This is a genomic window from Alkalihalophilus marmarensis DSM 21297, assembly GCF_000474275.2.
Classification (GTDB): Bacteria; Bacillota; Bacilli; order Bacillales; family Bacillaceae_D; genus Alkalihalophilus; species Alkalihalophilus marmarensis.
In genome coordinates this window covers 66,785-91,281 of sequence record NZ_ATAE01000035.1, presented here as the reverse complement: position 1 = coordinate 91,281, position 24,497 = coordinate 66,785, and the positions used below count along the sequence as shown (strand labels likewise).

Here is a 24,497-nt window from a genome sequence, read left to right as displayed (position 1 = left end):
ATAAAGTACTAATGATAAAAGAGGGGGATTACGTATGACAATCAAACAGTTAGTTGTTGGGTTTGTCTCCTTGATCGGTATAGCCATTCTTGCTTTATTTCTTGCAACAGGCTGGTATATTGTCGATGAATCAGAGCAAGCCGCATTAATTACATTTGGAAAGGTTGACGAAACAGTCACAGAACCAGGCTTGAAATTTAAGATGCCTTGGCCGATTCAGCGAGTAGAGATTTTATCTAGAGGTACATACAATCTGCAAGTAGGATACAGTGAGCAGGATGGTGAAGTGGTTGAATTTACGAATGAAGCAAAAATGATCACAGGGGATGAGAATATCCTTTTTGCTGATCTTGCTGTTCAATGGAGAATCACAGATCCTGAGCAATATTTATACAGCACTGAGGATGCTAGAACTGTATTGTACAGCGCAACCTCAGCAGCACTGCGCGGCGTGATTGGAAGTTCTGGCATTGATGAAGCTCTTACTGACCAACGCCCGGAGATTGAAGCAAAAGTATTTGAGAATTTGGTAGAGTTGCTTGAGATGTATGAGATTGGCATTAGTATTCAAGATGTGAAACTACAAGACGTTGAGCTGCCGACTGAAGAAGTTCGTCGTGCGTTTACTGATGTAACAGATGCTCGTGAAGAGCGTTTAACTAAAATCAATGAAGCAAACAAATATAGAAATCAGCAAATAAATGAAGCTGAAGGGGAAAAGGATGCCATTATTTCTCGTGCAGAAGGGACAAAAGCAGAACGGATTGAACGTGCCCGCGGGGATGCTGCTTTATTTGACTCTTTATACAGTGAATATGTCGTCAATCCAGAAGTAACAAGACAGCGTTTAGTATTAGAAACACTTGATCGAGTTCTTCCGAATACAGAGATTTATATTATGGACAGCAACAATGATACGGTTAATTATTTGCCGATCAGACCGCTTGAGCGTCGACCTGAGGCTGCAGAGGGGGGGAGTAACTAATGAGTGACGAGAACATTGTCGATTTAAATGAACGTCGTCCTAGTGACGAGTGGCGTAAATATGTGAAATTGATTGCTGTAGCCATTATTTTAATTACGATTTTAGCTACAATTATTAGTAATTTGTTTATTGTAGAACAAGGTGAATATAAAGTTGTCCGCCAATTTGGTGAAGTCGTGCGTGTGGTAGATGAACCAGGATTAAATTATAAACTACCTTTCATTCAATCCGTTACCACTCTTCCAAAGTATCAAATGATCTATGATATCCCGCCTGCTGAGATTAATACATTAGATAAAAAGAGAATGCTTGCCGACCATTATGCATTATGGCGGATAGAAGACCCGCAATTAATGATTTCTAATGCTGCAACGATTGAGCGTGCGGAAGCGATCATGGGTGAAATAATTTTCTCAGCGATCCGTGCAGAGTTAGGACAGCTGAATTTTGATGAGATTATTAATGAAGAAAAATCTTCTAGAGGAAGTTTTAATGAAATGGTTCGTGAACGAGTAAACGAAGCATTAGAACGCAGCAATTACGGGATTGTCTTGACTGATGTTCGTATGAAGCGTACGGATTTACCAGAGGAAAATGAAGAGGCTGTCTATCGTCGGATGATTTCAGAACGTCAATCGACAGCACAGGATTATTTGTCTCAAGGTGACGCGGAAGCCAACCGTATTAAAGCTAATACAGATCGAGAAGTACAAGAAATTGTTGCAACCGCAACAGCAGATGCGCGTGTGATTGAAGGGGAAGGGGAGGAAGAAGCTGCGTCTATTTACAATGACGCGTTCGGACGTGACCCTGATTTTTATCAGTTGTACCGCACACTTCAGTCTTATGAGCAGACAATTGGTGAAGAAACAGTCATTGTCTTACCTGCAGATTCTCCGTATGCTCGTATTCTAATGGGATATATTGATTAAACAAGATTGTTCTTATAAGGAAGTCTCGCATATGCGAGACTTTTCTTTTTCGTTAGCCGTTATGCTACAATTAAAGACAAGAATAAACGTGTAGAAAGGAGCCGATTCGTTGAAGAAGCTCATATTAATTGATGGAAATAGTATTGCATATCGTGCGTTTTTTGCCTTGCCGCTGCTTAATAACGATAAAGGTGTTTATACAAATGCTGTTTATGGCTTTACTACGATGCTGTTAAAAATTATCCAAGAAGAAAAACCGTCTCATATGCTTGTCGCATTTGACGCTGGTAAAACAACGTTTCGTCATAAAACTTATGAAGAATATAAAGGAGGGCGTCAAAAGACTCCGCCGGAACTCTCTGAGCAGTTTCCTTTAATTCGTGAGTTATTAGATGCTTTTAATATTAAAAGGTTCGAGCTTGATAATTATGAAGCAGATGATATTATCGGAACGCTTAGTAAGGAAGCAGAAAAAGAAAAGTGGGAAGTGAAAGTTGTTTCTGGTGATAAAGACTTGCTGCAACTAGTCTCGGATTACGTCACAGTGGTCCTCACTAAAAAAGGAATTACGAATGTCGAGTCATATGATGAAGCGTTGATTGATGAGAAATATGGTATTAAGCCGAATCAAATCATTGATATGAAAGGACTGATGGGTGATAGTTCAGATAATATCCCTGGAGTGCCTGGAGTCGGTGAGAAGACTGCGCTTAAATTACTGAAACAGTTTGGAACGATTGAGAACGTGTTAGACTCTGTTGATGACGTGTCTGGCAAAAAGCTTAAAGAAAAACTTATAGAAAATAAAGAACAAGCATTGATGAGTAAAGAGCTTGCGACCATTTTTACAGAAGTTCCTTATAACCTTACCTTAGATGAACTTAAGTTTGGTGAATACGATGAAGAAAAAGTCGTGTCGCTCTTTAAAGAGTTGGAATTTAAATCGTTAGTGGATCAATTTGATACAGGCGTGAGTGCTGCAGAAAAGGAGTTAGAGGAATTATCTTTTGATGTAGTGGAAGAGGTAAAAGAAGAACATCTCGCAACGCCAGCTGCTATGGTTGTAGAAGTATTGGATGAAAATTATCATCAAGCAGATATTGCAGGGTTTGCTCTTGTACATGAGAAAGGCCGGTACTTTATCCCCACAGAAACGGCTCTTCGTTCTGATTTGTTTGTTGAGTGGGCAAAAGATGAAACCAAGAAAAAGTGGCTGCTAGATGCCAAACGTGGTGTGGTCGTTTTAGGGTGGAAAGATGTGCTGTTAGATGGAGTTGATTTTGACTTGCTGATGGCGTCTTATCTGCTTGATCCGTCTCATTCATCTCATGACCTAAGTGACATTGCGACTCGAAAAGGAGCCAAAAGTATTCAAGCGGATGAAGCGGTGTATGGAAAAGGTGCTAAACGAAAAGTGCCTGAGACAGGCGTGTTGGCGGAACATTTAGTGAGAAAAGCTAATGTCATTTATGAACTGAAAGAGCAGATGGAAGAAGAACTGAAGAAAAATGAACAATTTAAGCTGTTTAAGGACTTAGAAATGCCTTTATCGGTCGTGCTTGGACGTATGGAAACAGAAGGTGTAAAAGTTGATATCGACCAATTAAAAGCAATGGGTGAAGATCTAGCAAGCAGGTTAGCGGAGCTTGAGAAACATATTCATGAGCATGCTGGAGTGTCCTTTAATATTAACTCTCCTAAGCAGCTAGGGGAAGTGCTGTTTGAGAAGCTCGGCCTGCCAGTCATTAAGAAAACAAAAACAGGCTATTCTACTTCTGCTGATGTTCTTGAGAAGCTTGCCGAAGACCATGAAATCATCCGTCATATTCTTCATTACCGTCAACTCGGTAAGCTGAACTCAACTTATATTGAAGGCTTAGTAAAAGTGACACATAAGGATACGTCTAAAATTCATACACGTTTTAATCAAGCATTGACACAAACAGGCAGATTAAGCTCGACGGACCCGAACTTACAAAATATCCCGATCCGTTTAGAGGAAGGCCGAAAAATAAGAAAAGCCTTTATTCCATCTGAGGAAGGCTGGAAAATCCTTGCCGCTGATTATTCTCAAATTGAACTACGTGTGCTTGCACATATTGCACAGGATGAAAAGCTGATTACTGCCTTTAAAGAAGATATGGATATACACACGAAAACGGCTATGGATGTATTTCATGTAAGTGAAGAAGATGTCACTTCAATGATGCGCAGAAGTGCTAAAGCTGTTAACTTCGGGATTGTTTATGGAATTAGTGATTATGGTCTATCACAAAGCCTGGGGATTACTCGTAAGGAAGCGGCAAAATTCATTGAGCGTTATTTAGCGAGTTATCCAAATGTTGCAGAATATATGGAACGTATTATAGAAGAGGCGAGAGAAAATGGCTATGTATCTACATTACTTAACAGACGCCGTTATCTCCCTGAATTAACAAGCCGTAATTTCAATCAGCGCAGCTTTGCTGAGCGTACCGCAATGAATACACCTATTCAAGGAACCGCAGCAGATATCATTAAAAAAGCCATGGTCGAGATGGCTCTTCGTTTAGAAGAGGCAAATCTTAAGAGCAGACTGCTTTTGCAAGTGCATGATGAACTAATATTTGAAGTGCCGCCTGAAGAGGTGGACAAGATGATGAAAATAGTTCCTGAAGTGATGGAGAATGCAGTAGAGCTGGCTGTTCCCCTAAAAGTTGATATATCAGCTGGCGATACTTGGTATGATGCGAAGTAAGGAGAGAAGACAACATGCCTGAATTACCTGAAGTTGAAACGGTCAAACGGACGTTAACAGAATTAGTGATCGGTAAAACGATTGCCGGAATAACCGTTAAGTGGGCAAATATAATTAAAGAGCCGGCGGATGCTTTGGAGTTTGAAACACTTCTTATGAATCAGACGATTCAGAGCATACGAAGAAGAGGGAAGTTTTTACTTTTTGAGTTCGATGATATCGTAATGGTTTCTCACCTGCGAATGGAAGGTCGTTACGGTCTATATCAAAAAGAAGAGCCGCTGCCTCCTCATACTCATGTTATTTTCCATTTCACAGATGGGGAAGAGCTAAGGTATCAGGATGTGAGGAAGTTTGGTACGATGCATCTATTTCCAAAAGGCTCAGAAGAGAAGGTCCTGCCTTTAGCTCAATTAGGCGTGGAACCATTTTCTGAGCAGTTTACCTCAGAGCTTTTAATGAACGCATTTCAGAAAACAAACCGAAAAATAAAGGTTGCTCTCTTAGACCAAAAAACGGTGGTAGGACTTGGAAACATATATGTTGATGAGGCATTGTTTAGAGCACGTATTCATCCTGAGAGATTAGCACATTCTTTAAGCGAAGAGGAAATGGCTGTATTGCATAAGGCGATTGTTTCCACTCTAGAAGAAGCAGTTGAAATGGGAGGAAGCTCGATTAAGTCATATGTGAATGGTCAAGGTGAAATGGGAATGTTTCAACAGAAATTAGATGTGTACGGAAGAAAAAACGAACCTTGCCGTCAATGTGGTACAGACATTTTAAAGACTGTAGTGGGAGGCCGAGGCACTCATTTTTGTCCAAATTGCCAATTGTAACGTACATCGGATAGGCTTTTGCCATATACTATCGTATCGTCTAGGTGGGAGGAGCTTATCACGATGGTTGAGATTCTTTCATTACTTGCGCTCGCACTTGCTGTGAGCTTAGATAGTTTCGGTGTAGGGTTAACGTATGGACTTAGGAAAATGAAACTGCCATTCAAATCTTTACTTTTTATTGCTTGCTGCTCTGCAACCTCCATTTTACTAGCTATGGCATTTGGAAGTGTAATCCAGCGAGTTCTGCCAGCTGAGGTCGCGGGCTCTATTGGCGGGATGATCTTAATCTTGATTGGGGCTTGGGCCATGTATCAAGTGTTCAGGCCGGCAAAAGCTTCTGAGAAAACAAAAGAAGATGAGATCATTATGAACTTTGAAATTAAAATGTTTGGTGTCGTTATTCGAATACTGAGAAAGCCGATGGTTGCTGATATTGACAACTCCGGTACCATTACTGGCCGTGAAGCCGTGTTGCTTGGGATTGCTCTGTCCCTTGATGCGTTTGGGGCGGGGATAGGGGCGGCTTTAATTGGTTTTTCTCCGATTCCAATGGCTGTAAGTGTGGCCTTAATGAGTGCTTTATTTGTCACGCTCGGTATGAAGAGCGGATTCCGTTTTTCTGAGTCGCGCATGATGAAGAAATTTTCATTTATTCCTGGGTTGCTTTTAATTGTTTTAGGAATTTTAAGTCTGTAAGGAAGAAAGGGTACGGATATGCTGATTGGATTAACAGGGGGTATTGCCAGCGGGAAATCTACCGTTTCCAACTGGCTGAGTGAACACGGTTATCCCATAATTGACGCGGATAAAATTGCAAGAGATGTAGTAGAGCCAGGCAGGGGTGCTTACGAAGAGATTGTAGGGCAGTTTGGCCGCGACATATTATTTGAAGATGGCACGATTAATCGCAAAAAGCTAGGTTCTATAATATTTAAGGATGAGAAAAAGCGGTCGGAATTAAATCAAATTGTTCATCCTGCGGTTCGCCGTGAAATGCTTGCCCAAAAAGACAGATATGAAGCCGAAGGTCACGAGACAATTATTTTTGATATTCCGCTTTTATTTGAGAGTAACTTGTTTCATCTTGTTGATCGGGTGATGCTTGTGTATGTTGATAAACAAACACAACTGAACCGTCTGCTAGAAAGAGACCAGGCAGGAAGTGAAGATGCAAAAGCAAGAATCGCCTCGCAGCTGCCATTAGAAGATAAAAAATCGCGTGCAGATTACATTGTAGATAACAGCGGGTCTCTTGAAGAAACCTTTCAACAATTACAAAATGTGATACAACATTGGTCAAAAGAACCCTTCTAATCAGTTAGAAGGGTTCTTTTTATAGTCAGACACACATTTTCCACAGTTTTTTTCAAAAAGTAATCGTCCTTTTATGGTATATATGATATACTAATTAACATAAAAACAATATTGAGTATAACATATATTTGGAGAGGGGAATTCTAATGAAGGTTAAAGTTGCCATCAATGGATTTGGTCGTATTGGCCGTATGGTATTTCGTAAAGCAATGCTTGAGGATGAAGTGGAGGTTGTTGCGATTAACGCGAGCTACCCGGCAGAAACACTTGCTCACTTAATTAAATATGACAGTATCCATGGAACATACACTCTTCCTGTAGAAGCGAAAGACGATACGATTGTAGTTGATGGAAAAGTAGTCCAACTGCTTCATTCACGTGACCCTCGTGAGCTGCCATGGGCAAAGCTTGGAGTAGACATTGTTATTGAAGCTACTGGTAAATTTAAAACACAAGAAACGGCTGGATATCATATTGAAGCTGGTGCAAAGAAAGTATTAATCACAGCTCCAGCAAAAGATGAAGATGTAACGATTGTGATGGGTGTAAATGATCATGAATATGACCCAGCTAACCACCATATTATTTCTAACGCATCATGTACAACAAACTGCCTTGCACCTGTTGCGAAGGTTATTGATGAGACGTTTGGAATTGAAAGCGGTTTAATGACAACGGTACACGCTTATACAAATGATCAAAAGAATATTGATAATCCGCACAAAGACCTTCGCCGCGCTCGTGCATGCGGACAATCCATTATTCCTACTTCAACAGGGGCTGCAAAAGCAATTGCTAAAGTTCTTCCGCAGCTTGAAGGCAAATTAAACGGGATGGCATTACGTGTTCCTACACCTAACGTGTCTTTAGTGGACTTAGTAGTTCAAGTGAAAAAGGACGTGACTCAAGAAGAAGTGAATACTGCTCTTAAGATGGCTGCAGAAGGATCACTTAAAGGTATTTTAGGTTTCTCTGACGAACCGCTTGTTTCTATTGATTTTAACGGTGAAGAGCAATCATCTGTAATTGACGGTTTATCAACAATGGTGATGAGCGATCGTCAAGTGAAGGTTCTTGCTTGGTATGATAACGAATGGGGATACTCTTGCCGCGTAGTCGATCTCATGAATCTTGTGGCAAAAAAAATAGCTGAACCTACTCATGTGAGCTGATTTTAACGTTTGTACGATTGCTTTATCGTATTCAAGCTCATAGCAATGTCCTGTTTGGTTACCCTAACAAAAGAGAAGTGCCCATGAAATGAGTGTATACCTATGTTTGCACGAGTCCTGGTTATTGTTTCACTGTACATTAAAAAATTTAGCAAAAATTTCTTTTAAAAAAATGACAAGGATTGGTTGCATTCAATTTATAAAACAAGTATACTGATTTTCGTGAACTTCAATTAAAGCAAACCAGGATGCGTTTACTTGCAGAAAGGGTTAGGACCTCTTTGGACTAACTTTCCCCCGTGTAACTGAACGATCCTACATGCTTGAGAAGGCATGAATTTTTTGTGAAGGGGGATTCAACTTATGGACACTATGGGTCGTCACGTTATTGCAGAACTTTGGGGATGTAATATTGAGAAGTTGAATAATATGAGTTTTATTGAACAAACGTTTGTAGATGCTGCACTTAAAGCAGGTGCAGAAGTACGTGAAGTAGCATTTCACAAATTTGCACCACATGGTGTTAGCGGCGTAGTCATCATTTCAGAGTCTCATTTAACGATTCACAGCTTCCCAGAACATGGATATGCAAGTATTGATGTCTATACATGTGGAGATCGTATTGATCCTAATGTAGCATCTAATTACATTGCTGAAGCGCTTGGTGCTAGTACTAGTGAAGTGATTGAAGTACCAAGAGGAATGGGACCAGTCAAAGTAGAAAAAACAACAGTAAATGCGTTCTAACATAAAGAGAACATTTGGCGCAGGTTAGTTTGCGCACATTAAAAGAGGGGCTTAGATGCTCCTCTTTTTTGTGTGTACTGAAACTGATTTGCTTAGATGAGTGTGGTATGATTAATGAAAGAAAAAGAAAAGTTAGGTGAATTTAATGTCTATTCGTCAGTTTATTGGTCAATTTATTAATAATCATACCGAAACAGCTGAATCTCATTATGATGAACGATTGAGAACTCGTTACTATAAAACTTCTAAAGATAAAGCCATGCATGCAGTTGAATCTGTACTTTCTTCATCCGGATGGAAAATCAAAGAGGCAGAAACCGGCCGAGGAGAAGTGATTGCCGAGCCCGAAAAAGGTGGACAGTCCCTTCTAGTCGCCACTATCGTAACAGTAAAGCCTTACCGAACGGCTATTGATATTTCTTGTTCAAGCGGTACAAGCCTTCCAAGTGATTTTGGAAAAAGTAAAAAGATCGTTGTGGCTATTTATGAGAAATTAGATAAGGAACTGCCGTATTTAGGTACCGGAATGGCAGATGAATTTGTGTAGAGAATAAGGCAAATTCATTAGCTTGGCTTGTCAGATACCTTCTTTTTTTATATGATAGAGTTAAGAACCAGACTGTATCGGTGTAGGTGACACGTGTTAGGGTACAGTAAGTGGAGATGATTACATGCGGTGTCCAGCTTGTCAATATAATGGAACAAGGGTGCTTGACTCAAGACCAAGCCACGAGGGACGTTCAATTCGAAGAAGACGAGAGTGCGAATCATGCAGCAATCGTTTTACAACCTTTGAAATGGTTGAAGAAGTTCCTTTGATTGTAGTAAAAAAAGATGGCACACGCCAAGAATTTAATCGTGATAAAATATTGCGTGGTCTTATTCGTGCATGTGAGAAGCGTCCAGTACCTCTTGAGACGTTAGAGCAGATTGTCAACGAAGTGGAGCGAGAACTCCGAGGCAGAGGCAAAAATGAAGTCAACAGTCAAGATGTAGGTGAGTTAGTGATGGAGAGACTCGCAACAATTGATGATGTAGCTTATGTACGTTTTGCTTCGGTTTATCGTCAATTTAAAGATATCAATGTTTTTATAAAAGAATTGACCGAATTAATGAATAAAGGTTAAAGATCAAAGAGCTGTAGTGTTGTTGCGCTATAAGCTCTTTTTTACTCATGATTTTTATAGGAAGGGAGGAATAAATATGAGCTGGCATTGGAAGGAACTGCTTCCTGTTGACCCTTTTACAGTACGTGTTTCAGATTATTTGACGGACCTAGATCAAAAAGTAATGACATTATTGTATCAGCCGCTGATTGGAGCAGTAGCTCATAGTTTATATATGACATTTTGGGCTCAGTTAGAAAGGGATCAATACTGGAGTGACCGTCAACCTCACAGACAGCTGATGCTCATGATGAATATTCCTCTCCAAACGATTTTTGAAGAGCGGAAAAAGCTAGAAGCTATAGGATTGATAAGAACATTTAAAGAAACAACAGAAGAAGGCTCTTCTTATTTATATGAATTACAAAAACCTATGAATCCTAAGCAGTTTTTTGAAAATGATGTGCTTAGTGTTTATTTATTAAATCGTTTAGGCAAACAAAAGTACAGACAAATGAGAGATCGTTTTGCAGTCGAAGTTGTGAAAGACGAAACGTATACAGAATTAACTCATTCCTTTGATGAGGTGTTTACCTCTCTCCATCATTCAGAAATTGTCTCAAACCTTCAATCTGAAACATCAGATGCTATGAAGTTTAGCGGGGAGATGGAGCTGTTAGGGGAGGAACGCGATTCTTTATTATTTAGTGAGGATGAATTTGACTTTGAACTGATGAAAAAAGACTTATCAAGCTTCCTCGTTCCAGAGCGCCTTCTTACGGAAGGAGTGAAAAATGCCATTCTTAAACTGGCATTTGTGTATCGGATCAAGCCTCTTGAGATGAGCCGTATTGTAGGGCAGGCTGTTTTGCATGATGATGAAGTAGACCTTGAAGTCTTGAGGAAAAAAGCTCAAGAATGGTACAAGATTGAACATAGTTCAGAGCCCCCTGCGCTTGGTTTAAGGACGCATCCTGCAGAGCACCAGACGATGCGTGAAAAGGAACCTGAAACAGAAGAAGAAAAAATTATTAAATTTTATGAAACCATACCGCCGTTAACCTTACTTGAAATCAGGTCAGACGGGGCGTATGTCGCGCCAGCTGATGCGAAAATTGTAGAATCATTGCTCATTGATTATCATTTACTTCCTGGGGTAGCGAATGTCTTAATTGACTATGTGTTGTATCAGCATGATATGAAGCTGCAAAAGGCATTCATTGATAAAATTGCTGCTCACTGGGCACGAAAGAAGATCCAAAAAGTGAAAGATGCTATGCTTTTAGCAAGAGAAGAACAAGAGAAAAAGGCATTAGCAAAGGAAAAAGGCCAGAGTACTCCAGCTGCAAAAAGAAGTCAAGGTACAAGGAAGACTACAAGACGCGATCGTTTACCTAAATGGCTGATAGAAGAAAAAGAAAAAGAAAAGAATAAAGGTACGCAGCAGAATAAAAGTAAGCAAGAGGACAAAAGTGAAGGTGCAAAAAGCGGTCAATCATCAGAAGAACTGTCTAATGGAGCGGGTAAAGAGACCACGGATGCCCAAAAGCGTTTTGAGAAGATGATGGAAGAGCTTAGGGCACGAAAAAGGGAGAAAGGAGAAAGCTGATAATGAAATCCATTCAATCAACGCTTAAACAATGGGCCAAAAGCACAGGATTAAAAGAACGTTTAGATAAACAAAGAGAAGAGCTTCTAACTGATTCCTATATTAAGGCATTTATTAAAGAAAATAAAGATTCCGTGACAAATGAGATGCTCGACACCGGAATGGTTAAGCTTTATGAATTTAAAAAAGAGCGCAGAGCTTGTGCAAACTGTCCCGGGCTTAAAGAGTGTCCTAACATGATGAAGGGGTATCAGCCCTCTTTATCAATTGAGCGGGGGCATTTAGAGCTTCATTACCTTCCTTGTGCCCTAAAAGTACAGGAGAAAAAGCAGAAGGAACAAAGTCAGCTCATGAAGTCCCTCTACATTCCTAAAGATATCTTATCTGCTCGTTTTGAAGAGATTGATATGGACGGGGAGCGAGGAGAAGCGGGAGCGGCAGCGCTTGAGTTTGCGTTAAAGGCAAATCCGGGTGAGGACGGTGGAGGTTTATACTTTTACGGGAAATTCGGTGTAGGAAAAACCTATTTAATGGGTGCTGTAGCAAATGAATTATTCGACCGCGGGATTGAATCGTATACGGTTTATACCCCTGATTTCTTTCGTGAGATGAAGCAGTCTCTTGGGGATGGGACCTTTCAAGAAAAGCTCGATACGATTAAAAAGGCTCAAGTATTGATCTTAGATGATATTGGAGCTGAAACGACTTCAAGCTGGGTGAGAGATGATGTGCTCGGAGCGATCCTGCAGTACAGAATGCTTGAGAAGCTGCCTACATTATTTACTTCTAATTATGACTATGATGAACTTGAAGATCACCTTTCCTACTCAGACCGTGGTGGAATAGAAGAATTAAAGGCAAAGCGGATTATGGAGCGGATTAAGCACAACACGACATTTGTGACAGTGGCTGGGCATAACCGCAGAGAGAAACGATAATACAGAAATTAATTTGAAACTTTTGGAACAGGGAGCGCCGTTGCTTCCTTAAGGGTTTCATGTATGATAGGATGAAGGTATCTTATTTTGATAGATTGTGAGGGTCATAATCATGAGCATCGATGCAATTCTTGAACGAGCGGTAAATGGGGAGCGCATCTCTATGGAAGATGCGATTGCGCTATATGAAAGTGATGAAGTTGAAAAAATGGGTGAAGCAGCCAATAAAATAATGAAAAAATGGCACCCAGAACCTGTAACTACCTTTGTAATAGGTAGAAACGTAAACTATACAAATTTCTGCGACACGTATTGTCGTTTCTGTGCATTCTATCGTAAGCCAGGACATTCAGAAGGGTATGTACTTGATAACGAACGTATCTTTGAGAAAATCCAAGAAACAATCGATGTTGGCGGTACAGAGATTCTTATGCAAGGCGGAACGAATCCTGACTTGAAACTAGATTATTATACAAATCTTCTTCGTGAAATTAAGGAACGTTTTCCAAACATCTGGATGCATTCCTTCTCGCCTGCCGAGATTTGGAAAATTGCAGAGGTTTCCGAGATGACGGTTGAAGATGTACTTCGTGCCCTGCACGAGGCCGGATTAGATAGTATGCCAGGCGGTGGCGCTGAAATTCTTACAGAGGAAACGCGCCTTCGTGTCAGCCGTTTAAAAATTACCTGGGAACAATGGATGGAAGCAATGAAAGCTTCAAAGCGTGTTGGAATGCACGGCTCAGCAACGATGGTTATCGGCTTTGGGGAATCGAACGAGGAGCGTGCTCTGCACTTACAACGCGTAAGAGATGCGCAGGATGAGACTGATTGTTTTAAAGCCTATATTTCATGGACATTCCAGCCTGAGAACACGGGTATGTGGAAGACAGAAAAGCTAGGGGCTCGTGATTATTTGAAAAATGTTGCGATTTCAAGGATTTTCCTTGATAATATTGCGAACTTCCAATCATCATGGGTTACAATGGGTCCTGAAGTAGGAAAGCAGTCGCTTGAATATGGCTGTAATGATTTCGGAAGTACGATGATTGAAGAGAATGTTGTATCAGCTGCAGGTACCACTCATAAAGTAAATACAAATGAAATTCTTCGTCTCATTCGTGAAGCCGGAAAAATTCCTGCTCAACGTAATACAAAATACGATATTGTTCGTATGTTTGACGGGGAAACTGCAGCAGAAAAAGATTTTACGATGCAAAACTAATCCTAAACCGTTTCTTTGCTTTTAGCAGAGGAGCGGTTTTTTTGTTTTTCTTCCATACTGACTCGTGCATGTGAAAAACTAATCATTATTTTTATGCTCATGCATAGGATGGAATAAGGCCTGTCTAAGTGACTTCATGAGTGTGTAACTATAGATCAGTTTTTTAGTTGAGTTGGTTAGGGGGAATAGGTGTGATAGCCATTCATTTTGAAGAAGAGCAAGATTGTAAGCAATTGTATGAACTGCTTCGTGAGTACATTGAGCGATATGCAGACCTTGGACTAGGAGGGAAAGTGGAGTCAAATGGTGTAGAAACAATTTTGCTTGATTATACAAATAAGCAGGTTAGTTTCTATGATTCTTTTCACCCCTTGTTGTCCTCTGTATTAACTGAACATGTGATTAAAACAAGAGAAGATGATTGGCTCTTAGATATTATTGAATCGATGTTTTATTTTACAGATGAAGAAGAGCAGCAGCAGATTCTGATGATCGCAAGGTCGATTCTAGAAGGAGATCGAAATGACCTGCCTTCACTCGTCCCGTTCTTTAATCGTTATGCTTATATTTATGAGGCGTTTGCTAATAGTCTAGAAGAAGAAACTAATTTTTATTATGACCCATTTTTAACATTCCGGTTGAGAGATTATGGGGAGATGCTGATTGATTGTGTGGAAATTGCTATTGATGAGTATATGCTCGAACAAGAATATCAAAATATGATTGAAGATTTCCGGCAATACGTTCAAACGAAGCCTTCTAAATATAATGAAATCTATGTTGTCCATGACGGAACATTTTCTTTTTATGATCAGCATTTTAGAAAGCTTGCAAAAGATGAGGTATTGTTCCATTTGCAGGAAGAACTTATTTTCGAACATTCGATTGAGCTTGAAGATATGGTGATCAGTCCGTTGGTTAGTATGGTGCCAAACATAGTTCATGTATTCTCCGATCAACCAGATCACGGGGTCGTAGTGACCATTCAAGCAATATTTCAAGAACGGATGAAGTTATATCCTTATCACCATTATGAGAAAAAAAGATTAGAATAAATGAGATGTCCTCTTGATTTTCCAATTCTGCATCCATATAATACTACATATCAACCTATTTGATATGAAACAACACTTTGGATATGAATGGTTATGATGAGGACAAGAGGCATTATATATGACTTACAGAGAGGGAGGCATTCGCTGCAAGCTTCCTAGCTCATATTAGTGACCTTACCACCTCTGAACTGCGCAGGGAAACACGTATGTGGATTAACTAGCGCCGGCGCACAGCCGTTATCTTGTATGATGAGTTGCTGCACTTGCAATATTTATTTGCTGCAGCGTAACAAGGGTGGAACCACGAACTACACTCGTCCCTTCTATGATGAAGGGACGAGTGTTTTTTATTTACACAAAAAAGGAGTCGAGAAGAATGGCAGATGTACTAAAGATTACATTTCCAGATGGTGCAGTAAAGGAGTTTCCGAGCGGCACGACAACAGAAGACATTGCGGCATCAATCAGCCCTGGTCTTAAGAAAAAAGCGTTAGCTGGAAAGCTTAATAATACATTAGTTGATTTACGTACACCTCTTACTGAGGACGGAGAGATAGCAATTGTCACTCAAGATTCAGAGGAAGCACTGGAAATCATGCGTCATAGTACGGCACACTTAATGGCACAAGCTGTTAAGCGCCTGTTTAAAGGGGTAAAGCTAGGAGTCGGCCCTGTGATTGAAGGCGGTTTTTACTATGATATTGATTCAGAAGAATCGATTACGGCTGAAGATCTGCCGAAGATTGAAAAAGAAATGAAGAAAATCATTGCAGAAAACCTTGAAGTAACACGTGTGGAATTAAGCCGCGGGGAAGCCATTGCTCGTTACAAAGAAGTTGGTGATGAGTACAAACTAGAACTGATTGAAGCGATCCCTGAAGGGGAAAGCCTTACTATTTATGAACAAGGGGAATTCTTTGATCTATGCCGAGGCGTGCATGTCCCTTCAACAAACAAAATTAAAGAGTTTAAACTGTTAAGTCTGGCAGGTGCATATTGGCGCGGTGACAGCAAAAATAAAATGCTTCAGCGTATTTACGGAACGGCATTCTTCAAAAAGGCTGATCTAGAGGAGCATTTACGCTTGCTAGAAGAGGCTAAGGAACGTGATCATCGTAAACTTGGCAAGGAGCTAGGGATTTTCGCTCTTTCACAAAAAGTAGGACAAGGCCTCCCGTTATGGCTGCCAAAAGGTGCGACTGTTCGTCGTGTGATTGAACGCTACATTGTTGATAAAGAAGAGCGTCTTGGCTATCAACACGTGTACACTCCGATTTTAGGAAGCTCAGAACTTTATAAAACATCAGGACATTGGGATCATTATAAAGATGACATGTTCCCTGTTATGGAGCGTGACAATGAAGAATTCGTTCTTCGCCCAATGAACTGTCCTCATCATATGATGGTATACAAACAAGACATGCGCAGCTACCGTCAGCTTCCATTGCGTATTGCGGAGCTTGGTATGATGCACCGTTATGAGATGAGCGGGGCTGTATCAGGACTTCAGCGTGTACGTGGAATGACGTTAAATGATGCTCATATCTTCTGTCGTCCTGACCAGATTAAAGAAGAGTTCTTACGCGTTGTGTATTTAATCCAGGAAGTCTACAAAGATTTTGGGTTGGATGATTATAAATTCCGCTTATCTTATCGTGATCCTGAAGATAAGGAAAAGTATTTTGATGATGATGCGATGTGGGAAAAAGCGCAAAGCATGTTAAAAGAAGCAATGGATGAGCTGGATGTGGATTATTATGAAGCAGAAGGCGAAGCAGCGTTTTATGGTCCAAAATTAGATGTGCAGGTTCGTACAGCCCTAGGTAAGGATGAAACATTATCAACGGTTCAATTGGACTTCTTATTACCAGAACGATTTGATTTAACGTATGTTGGAGAAGATGGTCAGCCGCATCGTCCTGTTGTTGTACACCGCGGGGTTGTTTCTACGATGGAGCGCTTCGTTGCTTTCTTGCTTGAAGAATACAAAGGGGCTTTCCCAACATGGCTTGCGCCTGTTCAAGTACAAGTCATTCCAGTATCGCCTGATGTTCATCTTGAGTATGCGAAGAAAGTGCAAGATGAGCTTCAACGAGCAGGTGCTAGAGTGGAAATTGATGAGCGTAACGAGAAGATTGGATACAAAATTCGTGAAGCGCAGATGCAAAAGATTCCTTACATGCTCGTTCTAGGAGATAAGGAAATGGAAGCTGGTGCTGTAAACATTCGTAAATACGGGGAGCAGGCATCAGAATCAAAAGAGCTTCAAACATTTATTTCTGATCTAGCCATTGAGCTGAAAAAATAATCTTTTGGTGCCGATTGGTGAGTAGAAATCATTTCAATTATTTTCTACTCCTCTTAAATTAAAAAAAGGATTGCAAAGTGACTGGACATTCGTTAAAATAACGAAGTCGGACATATTGTGTTGACACCGCAAAAAGGATTATGCTATAGTTATCTAGGTAATCGAATAGAAGGACACAAAGCAAGCAGAAGCGCCCGCTTCTCACCTGATTGACGCATGAAGCTGTTACCAGGTATGATGGGATTCATTTTTAGTAAATGACCGAAGTGTGGGCGTATTGTGCGCCCGCACTTTTTTTCATGAATCGGTGCATGTTCTGTAATCATTTTTGATGAACAGTTATGCTTATAAATTGCTTTGATCCGCGAAAATCCTTTGGAGGTGGCTCATTATTAGTAAAGACATGTTGGTCAATGAAGGGATTCGTGCCCGTGAAGTACGACTCATTGGAGCGAATGGCGATCAAATTGGAGTCAAGTCAAAACAAGAAGCGCTTGAAATGGCGCAAAATGTAAATCTTGATCTCGTATGTGTTGCACCTGCTGCGAAACCACCTGTGTGTCGCATTATGGACTACGGTAAATTCCGTTATGAGCAACAAAAGAAAGACAAAGAAGCACGTAAGAAACAAAAGGTCATCAACGTTAAAGAGGTTCGCTTGAGCCCGACAATTGAAGACCATGATTTCAACACGAAGCTTCGCAACGCTCGTAAATTCCTTGAAAAAGGAGACAAAGTAAAAGCAGCGATCCGTTTCCGCGGACGTGCGATTACTCACTCTCAAATAGGAAGAGTAGTATTAGAGCGTCTTGCAAAAGAATGTGAAGATGTTGCTGTCATTGAAGCAAAGCCTAAGATGGAAGGTCGTAGCATGTTCCTAATCTTAGCGCCTAAAACTGAAAAGTAACATCGACTAGCTTGAAGAAGATTAAAGGAGGACCTTAGTTATGCCTAAAATGAAAACTCATAGAGGCGCTGCGAAGCGTTTTAAAAAGACTGGATCTGGAAAGCTTAAGCGTGCGCACGGCTTCACTAGTCACTTATTTGGTAACAAGTCTCAAAAGCAAAAGCGTAAGCTACGTAAGTCTGCTATTGTACACTCTGGAGACTTCAAGCGTATTCGCTCAATGTTAACGTACAAAAAATAATTGATTCGTTCGGATGATTAAAAGGAGGGAACTTCGATGCCAAGAGTAAAAGGCGGTTATGTCGCTCGTCGTCGTCGTAAGAAGGTATTAAAGTTAGCAAAAGGATATTTCGGTTCTAAACACTTATTATTCAAATCAGCACAAGGACAAGTAATGAAGTCCTTACTATATGCTTACCGTGATCGTCGTCAAAAGAAACGTGATTTCCGTAAACTTTGGATTACACGTATCAACGCAGCTGCTCGTATGAATGGTCTTTCATACAGCCGTTTAATGCACGGACTTAAGCTTGCTGAAATCAACGTAAACCGTAAGATCCTTGCTGACCTTGCAGTGAACGATGCTGAAGCATTTGCACAATTAGCTGAAAAAGCTAAGTCAAGCCTAAACGCATAAAACAATGAAAAAGCGCGGCATTCTTGCTCGCGTTTTTTTTTATGAATACATAAAAGGTTACCAAAATAGAGGTGAGTCGATATAATGGAGTGGTTCATATATTTGTTGCTCATTAATATTACGTCTTATGTAGTGATGGGATACGATAAGCGGCAAGCAATAGCTAAAAAAAGACGTGTATCTGAGAAAAATTTATTTTTATTAGCCCTAATTGGCGGTGGCGTTGGTACGTATATTGGGATGAAGGAATACCGTCACAAAACGAAGCATCGTACATTTACGGCTGGAATTCCTATCATTATTACCATTCAAATTATAGGAGTCGTTTTCATCATCCTGGGTCGTTAAACATATACTATTTAATAGACGCTAACGAAATGATATACAAAGAGAGGGGGAGCTTGCATGAATGAATTTTTAGATCGTTCGCTATTATTTATTGAACAAAGCGGCTGGCTGGCTCCACTCTTCTTTATTTTGTTGCATGTCTTCAGACAAGCGTTTTTTATTCCGGTATTAATTGTTTGCTTGATTGGTGGATATTTATTTGGAACGCTGTATGGGTCAATTTATTCTATTATTGGTTTGACAGCTGTAAGTGTAGTATTCTATGGATTAGTGCGAATTGCTCCAGGACTTAAAAGAAAGCTGACGAATATTAAACAACATTTCTTTAAAGGACGCCAAGACTGGAACCTGCCGCAAATGATGATTATTCGAATGATGCCTTTGGTTCATTTTCATGTCGTTTCACTTTATTTAATTGAAACATCAAAAGGATTAAAAGAATATACAAAGAAATCATTTTTAGTCAGTATCCCTCCAGCAATATTATATACAGCCTTTGGCGATATGATTCATGAGCTGCCTTTAGCAGGAACGATCGTATTTGCTGGGTTCCTGCTTCTATTATTTATGCTTTTTAGAAAGAAACAATCAAGTATGAGCTGGGAAGAGTTTTTCCAGACGAAAAAACCGTAGCATTTCCATAGTCAATGGAATGGTACGGTTTATTTTTATCTTTTTAGAAATTCTTTAATCGGGCTCTTCCATTCAATTTTTGCATTAGGGTATCTAAGTCTGATATCCTCTTCAATAAACTCGAAATCTTCACGATGCAGCCCTTTTAAACGCTCAGTATCTCTTGCCCAAATATAGATCGAAACAATTTCAAACGACTGCTCCGTCGTCCCTAGATATTTTTCCCCTTCAAACATAACTCCTTTGTAAGTAAGTAAAAAATTCTTTCTTACATTCTTTTCTTCATCTAAAAAGAAATACTGTCTGCGATCATGAGCTTGTTCAAGTTTCCTTCTTGGATGAAATACATATTTAATAGCGGAATATACAATAAACGCAATGGCGATAAGCAGTAGTAATCGAAATAAAATAACCATTTCTAGAGGCCCCTTTCGTGCGGGTTTTTTGTCTACTTACTAGTTTATACGAATCAGCCCTTCTTTGGTTGCAAAATGATGAAAAAAAATTGGTATAATAAATAAGAATGAATAGGAGTGATATGCATGATGAAGGATAATAATTTAAATGTAGAGCAATTATTTCAAACTCAAAAAAATCTTAATGACCGTATTTTAGAGGAGCATAATCTGACTGGGCATGATCTTTTTCAAGAGAAGCAGCTTGCATTTCTTGTGGAATTGGGAGAACTAGCAAATGAGACAAGAAGCTTTAAGTATTGGAGTAAAAAAGGACCGGCAGAGAGATCTGTTATTTTAGAAGAATATGTTGATGGTCTTCACTTCGTTTTAACGCTAGGATTGTCTTTAGGGTATACCACTTTTGCAATGGATGAAAATGGTCAAGCCGAGCGAACGCTTACAGAACAATTTTTATATGTAATGGAATCCACTCATCATTTGAATAGAAATCGAAATGAAGAGGATTTTCATAAACTCACGGCTTCATTTATGAAACTTGGTGACATGCTTGGGTTTAGCGGCAAAGAGATTGAACAAGCGTATTTTGAAAAAAATAAAGTGAACCATAAAAGACAAGATCAAGGCTATTAACATTCTTTCGAAATAATTTGAGTTGCGAAACAATTTCATTTATACTAGTCGTATAGTACATACTAGTTATGGGTAAGTATGCATACCCATTGAAGGGGGAAATACATAATGACAAAGCTTGATGACAAGCTGCAAATGCTAAAAGATTTGACGGATGCAAATGGGATTCCTGGTAATGAAAAAGAAGCTCGTGATGTGATGTCTAAATACATCAGCCCTTTTGCAGATGAAGTAACGACTGATGGGTTAGGGAGCCTTGTTGCTAAAAAGGTCGGATCAGAAGCTGGTCCTAAAATTATGGTAGCCGGACATCTAGATGAAATTGGTTTTATGGTCACAAGTATTGATGATAAAGGCTTCCTTCGTTTTCAAACAGTAGGCGGCTGGTGGGAACAGGTGATGCTTGCACAACGCGTTACGATCATGACAAAGAACGGTAACATTCCAGGGGTTGTCGGTTCAAAGCCACCGCATATTCTGCCTGCAGAAGCTCGTCGCAAGCCTGTTGATAAGAAAGATATGTTTATTGATATTGGTGCAACAAGCAAAGAAGAAGCAATGGAGTTTGGTGTTCGCCCAGGTGATTCTGTTGTGCCTGTATGCGAGTTTACGGTGATGAAAAATGAAAAATTATTAATGGCAAAAGCATGGGATAATCGTATCGGTTGTGCAATTGCGATTGATGTATTACGTGAATTAAAAGATGTAAACCATCCAAATACAGTATATGGTGTAGGAACAGTTCAAGAGGAAGTTGGATTACGCGGAGCCCGCACATCTGCTCACCTTATTGAGCCTGATATCGGCTTTGGTGTGGATGTAGGAATTGCTGGAGATACGCCTGGTGTAACAGAAAAAGAAGCATTAGCTAAAATGGGAGAAGGTCCGCAGATTGTATTGTACGATGCTTCAATGATCTCTCATAAAGGCTTGCGTGACTTTGTAGTAGATACAGCTGATGAACATAACATCCCGTATCAATTCGACTCTATGGCTGGCGGAGGCACAGATTCTGGTGCCATTCACTTAACAGCGAACGGGGTGCCGGCTCTATCAATTACGGTGCCTACCCGCTATATTCATACACATGCTGCGATGCTTCACAGAGATGATTATGAAAACACAGTAAAGTTAATTGTTGAAGTCATTAAAAAGCTTGATAAAGAAACGGTAGAAGCCATTACGTATAATTAAGACCTAAGATAAAATCCAGTCGGCAGCGGCTGGATTTTTTTATACACAGATCATACAGTAGCAGAAAGGAGATCACTCGGGTGGATAAGAACAAATGGAGATTCTGCTTTAAACTTATCGTCATTTTTGCCTCATTATATTTGCTAGCTGGTATACTCGCTCCCTTGTTTAGAATGTAGCACAAGGGAATGGAATAAAAAAGCATGAGTGAATCTCATCACTCATGCTCTCGTGTGTTATTGCAATCCTTGTGAAATTTGCTGGCAAAGCTGATCTTTTTCCTGCTCGTTCGCATTTTTCCAATACACTTCAAATAATACACCTAATCCAGGAAGCATCTTTTCTTCGCCTTTTTGAATCGCATCAACAATGGTTGCTTCTACTTCTTCCTCACTGCTGCCTTGAATATTAGCCATAATCGCTCCACGTAAATTAAAACCCACCTGAAACCACTCCTTTAATATGGAAATAAATTTCTTGCTTGCATTAGTATGTCACAAGCCGGACTGGATTATGAGCAAGAAAATCGGTATGATGTTTATAGAGATGAACGTAAAGGAGAAAAGCATGAAACGAATCGATTCTGTGAAAAATGAACAAGTAAAAGGCTGGAAGAAGCTGCATACAAAAAAAGGCCGTGATAAGGCAGGAAGATTTCTTATAGAAGGTTTTCACCTTGTGGAGGAAGCCCTAAAAGCGAAGTTCCACATAGAAGTTATTTTAATGACTGAACAAACAGTGCTGCCGCTTACTTGGGAGGTCAATGAAAATGACATCATTATCGTCAGTCCACAAGTGTTAAAAGAAATATCTGAAACAGAGACTCCTCAAGGCATCGCTGCGGTTTGTGCCATACCAGCGCCCCCGTCTATGACTACATTAAGCGGTCAGTTTTTATTAATCGACCGAGTTCAAGACCCAGGGAATATAGGCACAATGATCCGTACAGCGGATGCAGCAGGTATGACAGGCGTTGTACTAGGAGAAGGAAGTGTTGACTTATTTAACAGTAAGGTGATTCGTGCTTCTCAAGGATCCATTTTCCATATGCCTGTTATACGAGGATCACTGATCGAATGGGTTGAAAAGTTAAAAGAAAGAAACATCCCTGTGTTTGGGACGTCTTTAACAGAAGCAAGTTCTTATACAGCGATTGAGCCGCAGCCTGCATTCGCTTTGATTGTTGGGAATGAAGGAGAGGGCGTGCAAAGCGAACTGCTAGAGGGCAGTGATCAAAATATCTACATCCCTATATATGGACAAGCAGAGTCTTTAAATGTAGCAGTTGCGACAGGCATCCTGCTTTATTATTTAAAAGGCTAAGATGGGCTATAGAGGATAGTCGCTTTTCGTTAACGAACGGTTGCATAAGCACTTAGAATTATCTATAATATAGAAGCAATTAAATAAGGGATATGCGACGAAAGAGAGTAGTACGTGTTAGACCGCCAAAAAGGGAGGGAATGCCTTGACTGAAAGCATTTCTATGGTAGGAATCACTGAATTCACTCTGGAGCAGACACCGGAGGGCAGCAGATTTTCTGCATGTTAAGGTGTTCCGGCAATGTGCCGTTATGACAATGAAGAATGTAATGAACGATTGTTGATTACAAATTAAGGGTGGTACCACGGTCTTCGTCCCTTTTGCGGGAGGCGAAGGCCTTTTTTGCGTTCAAATTAGAACGACATACTATAGATGATTGGTAAAAAGGAGGAATTAGCATGCGTGAGCGTTTACAAGAGCTTAAAGAGCAAGCATTAGCACAAGTGACTGAAGCACAAGATGTGAAAGCATTGCAGGAAGTCCGTGTTGCTTATCTAGGTAAGAAAGGGCCTATTACTGAGGTACTTCGCGGCATGGGTAAATTATCAGCTGAAGAAAGACCGCTGATCGGCCAAATGGCAAATGAAGTTCGTGATGAGATTAAATCTGCGATTGAAACAAAAGAGGTGGCGCTAGAAACAGCGGCTGTAGAAGCAAAATTAGCGAAGGAAAGCATTGACGTGACTCTTCCAGGCCGTCCGCAAAAAACAGGAGCGTGCCATCCACTAACGGCTGTAGTTGAAGAAGTGGAGGATGCCTTTTTAGGACTTGGGTTTTCTGTAGCGGAAGGTCCAGAAGTGGAGACAGATTATTACAACTTTGAAGCACTGAACCTGCCAAAGGATCACCCCGCACGTGATATGCAGGACTCTTTCTACTTTACAGATGAATTATTACTAAGAACTCATACTTCGCCGGTACAAGCTCGTACGATGGAGAAGTTTGAAGGAAGAGGACCAGTGAAAATTATCTGCCCTGGTAAAGTATTCCGCCGTGATGATGATGATGCAACGCATTCTCATCAGTTTATGCAGATTGAAGGGTTATTCGTTGATAAAAATGTACGCATGAGTGACTTAAAGGGTGTTCTTGAAGCCTTTGCACAAAGCTTCTTTGGACCTGATCGCAGTATTCGTTTACGTCCAAGTTTCTTCCCATTCACAGAGCCTTCTGTTGAAGTAGATGTTTCTTGTGGAATGTGCGGAGGAGAAGGCTGCCGCGTATGTAAAAACACTGGATGGATTGAAGTGCTAGGAGCAGGTATGATTCATCCGAAAGTTCTTGAAATGAGCGGTTTTGATTCAAAAGAATATAGTGGATTTGCCTTTGGGATGGGTGTAGAGAGATTAGCGATGCTTAAATATGATATTGATGATATTCGTCATTTCTATACAAATGATGTACGCTTTTTAGCGCAATTTAAACGGGTGTAAGG

Annotated in this window: 26 protein-coding genes and 1 other annotated feature; of the genes, 24 read left to right on the top strand and 2 right to left on the bottom strand. The window is 40.3% G+C overall.

Annotated elements, in window-relative coordinates:
* The first annotated feature begins 34 nt into the window (after window positions 1-34).
* From hflK to A33I_RS12985, 20 genes are all read left to right on the top strand, one after another.
* On the top strand, window positions 35-985 hold the full coding sequence (gene hflK / locus A33I_RS13080; protein WP_012960011.1) for an FtsH protease activity modulator HflK: 951 nt from the start codon (window positions 35-37) through the stop codon (window positions 983-985).
* On the top strand, window positions 985-1,917 hold the full coding sequence (hflC, locus tag A33I_RS13075) for a protease modulator HflC (RefSeq protein ID WP_022628830.1): 933 nt from the start codon (window positions 985-987) through the stop codon (window positions 1,915-1,917). The genes hflK and hflC overlap by 1 nt, the downstream gene beginning before the upstream one ends.
* A 109-nt stretch (window positions 1,918-2,026) precedes the next feature.
* Window positions 2,027-4,654, top strand: a complete 2,628-nt coding sequence (polA, locus tag A33I_RS13070; RefSeq protein ID WP_022628829.1) for a DNA polymerase I — start codon at window positions 2,027-2,029, stop codon at window positions 4,652-4,654.
* A 14-nt stretch (window positions 4,655-4,668) separates the two neighbouring features.
* Window positions 4,669-5,493 carry a DNA-formamidopyrimidine glycosylase gene (gene mutM, locus A33I_RS13065; protein WP_022628828.1) on the top strand — a complete coding sequence of 275 codons (825 nt, stop codon included), beginning with the start codon at window positions 4,669-4,671 and terminating at the stop codon, window positions 5,491-5,493.
* Between the two features lie 63 nt (window positions 5,494-5,556).
* Window positions 5,557-6,192 (top strand): sporulation membrane protein YtaF, encoded by a 636-nt coding sequence (gene ytaF / locus A33I_RS13060; protein ID WP_012960007.1) that lies wholly within the window; start codon window positions 5,557-5,559, stop codon window positions 6,190-6,192.
* Between the two features lie 18 nt (window positions 6,193-6,210).
* Window positions 6,211-6,810: a dephospho-CoA kinase gene (coaE, locus tag A33I_RS13055; RefSeq protein WP_022628827.1), complete on the top strand. Its 600-nt coding sequence runs from the start codon at window positions 6,211-6,213 to the stop codon at window positions 6,808-6,810.
* 146 nt (window positions 6,811-6,956) lie between these two features.
* Window positions 6,957-7,982 (top strand): glyceraldehyde-3-phosphate dehydrogenase, encoded by a 1,026-nt coding sequence (locus A33I_RS13050; RefSeq protein ID WP_022628826.1) that lies wholly within the window; start codon window positions 6,957-6,959, stop codon window positions 7,980-7,982.
* A 363-nt stretch (window positions 7,983-8,345) separates the two neighbouring features.
* On the top strand, window positions 8,346-8,729 hold the full coding sequence (gene speD, locus A33I_RS13045) for an adenosylmethionine decarboxylase (RefSeq protein ID WP_012960004.1): 384 nt from the start codon (window positions 8,346-8,348) through the stop codon (window positions 8,727-8,729).
* 145 nt (window positions 8,730-8,874) lie between these two features.
* A complete protein-coding gene (locus A33I_RS13040) occupies window positions 8,875-9,276 on the top strand; it encodes a hypothetical protein (RefSeq protein WP_022628825.1) in 402 nt (133 codons plus the stop codon).
* A gap of 124 nt (window positions 9,277-9,400) precedes the next feature.
* Window positions 9,401-9,856, top strand: coding sequence for a transcriptional regulator NrdR (gene nrdR / locus A33I_RS13035; protein WP_012960002.1), 456 nt, complete (start codon window positions 9,401-9,403; stop codon window positions 9,854-9,856).
* 76 nt (window positions 9,857-9,932) lie between these two features.
* Window positions 9,933-11,444, top strand: a complete 1,512-nt coding sequence (locus tag A33I_RS13030) for a replication initiation and membrane attachment family protein (protein WP_022628824.1) — start codon at window positions 9,933-9,935, stop codon at window positions 11,442-11,444.
* A gap of 2 nt (window positions 11,445-11,446) precedes the next feature.
* Complete coding sequence (gene dnaI / locus A33I_RS13025; RefSeq protein ID WP_022628823.1) at window positions 11,447-12,382, top strand: primosomal protein DnaI; 936 nt, start codon at window positions 11,447-11,449, stop codon at window positions 12,380-12,382.
* A gap of 112 nt (window positions 12,383-12,494) precedes the next feature.
* Window positions 12,495-13,607 (top strand): cyclic dehypoxanthinyl futalosine synthase, encoded by a 1,113-nt coding sequence (gene mqnC, locus A33I_RS13020; RefSeq protein WP_022628822.1) that lies wholly within the window; start codon window positions 12,495-12,497, stop codon window positions 13,605-13,607.
* A gap of 191 nt (window positions 13,608-13,798) precedes the next feature.
* Window positions 13,799-14,662 (top strand): putative sporulation protein YtxC, encoded by an 864-nt coding sequence (ytxC, locus tag A33I_RS13015; RefSeq protein ID WP_022628821.1) that lies wholly within the window; start codon window positions 13,799-13,801, stop codon window positions 14,660-14,662.
* 376 nt (window positions 14,663-15,038) lie between these two features.
* On the top strand, window positions 15,039-16,970 hold the full coding sequence (gene thrS / locus A33I_RS13010) for a threonine--tRNA ligase (protein ID WP_022628820.1): 1,932 nt from the start codon (window positions 15,039-15,041) through the stop codon (window positions 16,968-16,970).
* Window positions 16,971-17,146: 176 nt separating this feature from the next.
* Window positions 17,147-17,273, top strand: a sequence feature (ribosomal protein L20 leader region).
* 100 nt (window positions 17,274-17,373) lie between these two features.
* A complete protein-coding gene (gene infC / locus A33I_RS13005) occupies window positions 17,374-17,877 on the top strand; it encodes a translation initiation factor IF-3 (RefSeq protein ID WP_012959996.1) in 504 nt (167 codons plus the stop codon).
* 40 nt (window positions 17,878-17,917) lie between these two features.
* Window positions 17,918-18,118 carry a 50S ribosomal protein L35 gene (rpmI, locus tag A33I_RS13000; RefSeq protein ID WP_012959995.1) on the top strand — a complete coding sequence of 67 codons (201 nt, stop codon included), beginning with the start codon at window positions 17,918-17,920 and terminating at the stop codon, window positions 18,116-18,118.
* Window positions 18,119-18,154: 36 nt separating this feature from the next.
* Window positions 18,155-18,514, top strand: a complete 360-nt coding sequence (rplT, locus tag A33I_RS12995) for a 50S ribosomal protein L20 (RefSeq protein ID WP_012959994.1) — start codon at window positions 18,155-18,157, stop codon at window positions 18,512-18,514.
* A gap of 84 nt (window positions 18,515-18,598) precedes the next feature.
* Window positions 18,599-18,862, top strand: a complete 264-nt coding sequence (locus A33I_RS12990) for a DUF1294 domain-containing protein (RefSeq protein WP_022628819.1) — start codon at window positions 18,599-18,601, stop codon at window positions 18,860-18,862.
* A gap of 57 nt (window positions 18,863-18,919) precedes the next feature.
* Window positions 18,920-19,495 carry a TVP38/TMEM64 family protein gene (locus tag A33I_RS12985; RefSeq protein ID WP_012959992.1) on the top strand — a complete coding sequence of 192 codons (576 nt, stop codon included), beginning with the start codon at window positions 18,920-18,922 and terminating at the stop codon, window positions 19,493-19,495.
* A gap of 35 nt (window positions 19,496-19,530) precedes the next feature.
* Here the strand turns inward: A33I_RS12985 and A33I_RS12980 are convergent, their stop codons facing one another.
* Window positions 19,531-19,911 carry a hypothetical protein gene (locus tag A33I_RS12980; protein WP_012959991.1) on the bottom strand — a complete coding sequence of 127 codons (381 nt, stop codon included), beginning with the start codon at window positions 19,909-19,911 and terminating at the stop codon, window positions 19,531-19,533.
* A 126-nt stretch (window positions 19,912-20,037) separates the two neighbouring features.
* Between A33I_RS12980 and A33I_RS12975 the strand changes: the two genes are divergently transcribed.
* The gene (locus A33I_RS12975; protein WP_022628818.1) at window positions 20,038-20,544 is read left to right on the top strand and encodes a dUTP diphosphatase; all 507 of its coding nucleotides are present in this window, start codon (window positions 20,038-20,040) and stop codon (window positions 20,542-20,544) included.
* 108 nt (window positions 20,545-20,652) lie between these two features.
* Window positions 20,653-21,738, top strand: a complete 1,086-nt coding sequence (locus A33I_RS12970; RefSeq protein ID WP_022628817.1) for a M42 family metallopeptidase — start codon at window positions 20,653-20,655, stop codon at window positions 21,736-21,738.
* A gap of 236 nt (window positions 21,739-21,974) precedes the next feature.
* Here A33I_RS12970 and sspI read toward each other — a convergent pair whose 3' ends face one another.
* Complete coding sequence (gene sspI, locus A33I_RS12965; RefSeq protein ID WP_012959988.1) at window positions 21,975-22,181, bottom strand: small acid-soluble spore protein SspI; 207 nt, start codon at window positions 22,179-22,181, stop codon at window positions 21,975-21,977.
* A gap of 124 nt (window positions 22,182-22,305) precedes the next feature.
* On the opposite strand from sspI, the gene A33I_RS12960 reads away from it, so the two are divergent.
* Together A33I_RS12960 and pheS are read left to right on the top strand one after the other, a co-directional pair.
* Entirely contained in the window at window positions 22,306-23,061 is a 756-nt protein-coding gene (locus A33I_RS12960; RefSeq protein ID WP_022628816.1) for a TrmH family RNA methyltransferase, read from the top strand.
* 399 nt (window positions 23,062-23,460) lie between these two features.
* Window positions 23,461-24,495: a phenylalanine--tRNA ligase subunit alpha gene (gene pheS, locus A33I_RS12955; RefSeq protein WP_022628815.1), complete on the top strand. Its 1,035-nt coding sequence runs from the start codon at window positions 23,461-23,463 to the stop codon at window positions 24,493-24,495.
* The last annotated feature ends 2 nt before the right edge of the window (window positions 24,496-24,497 follow it).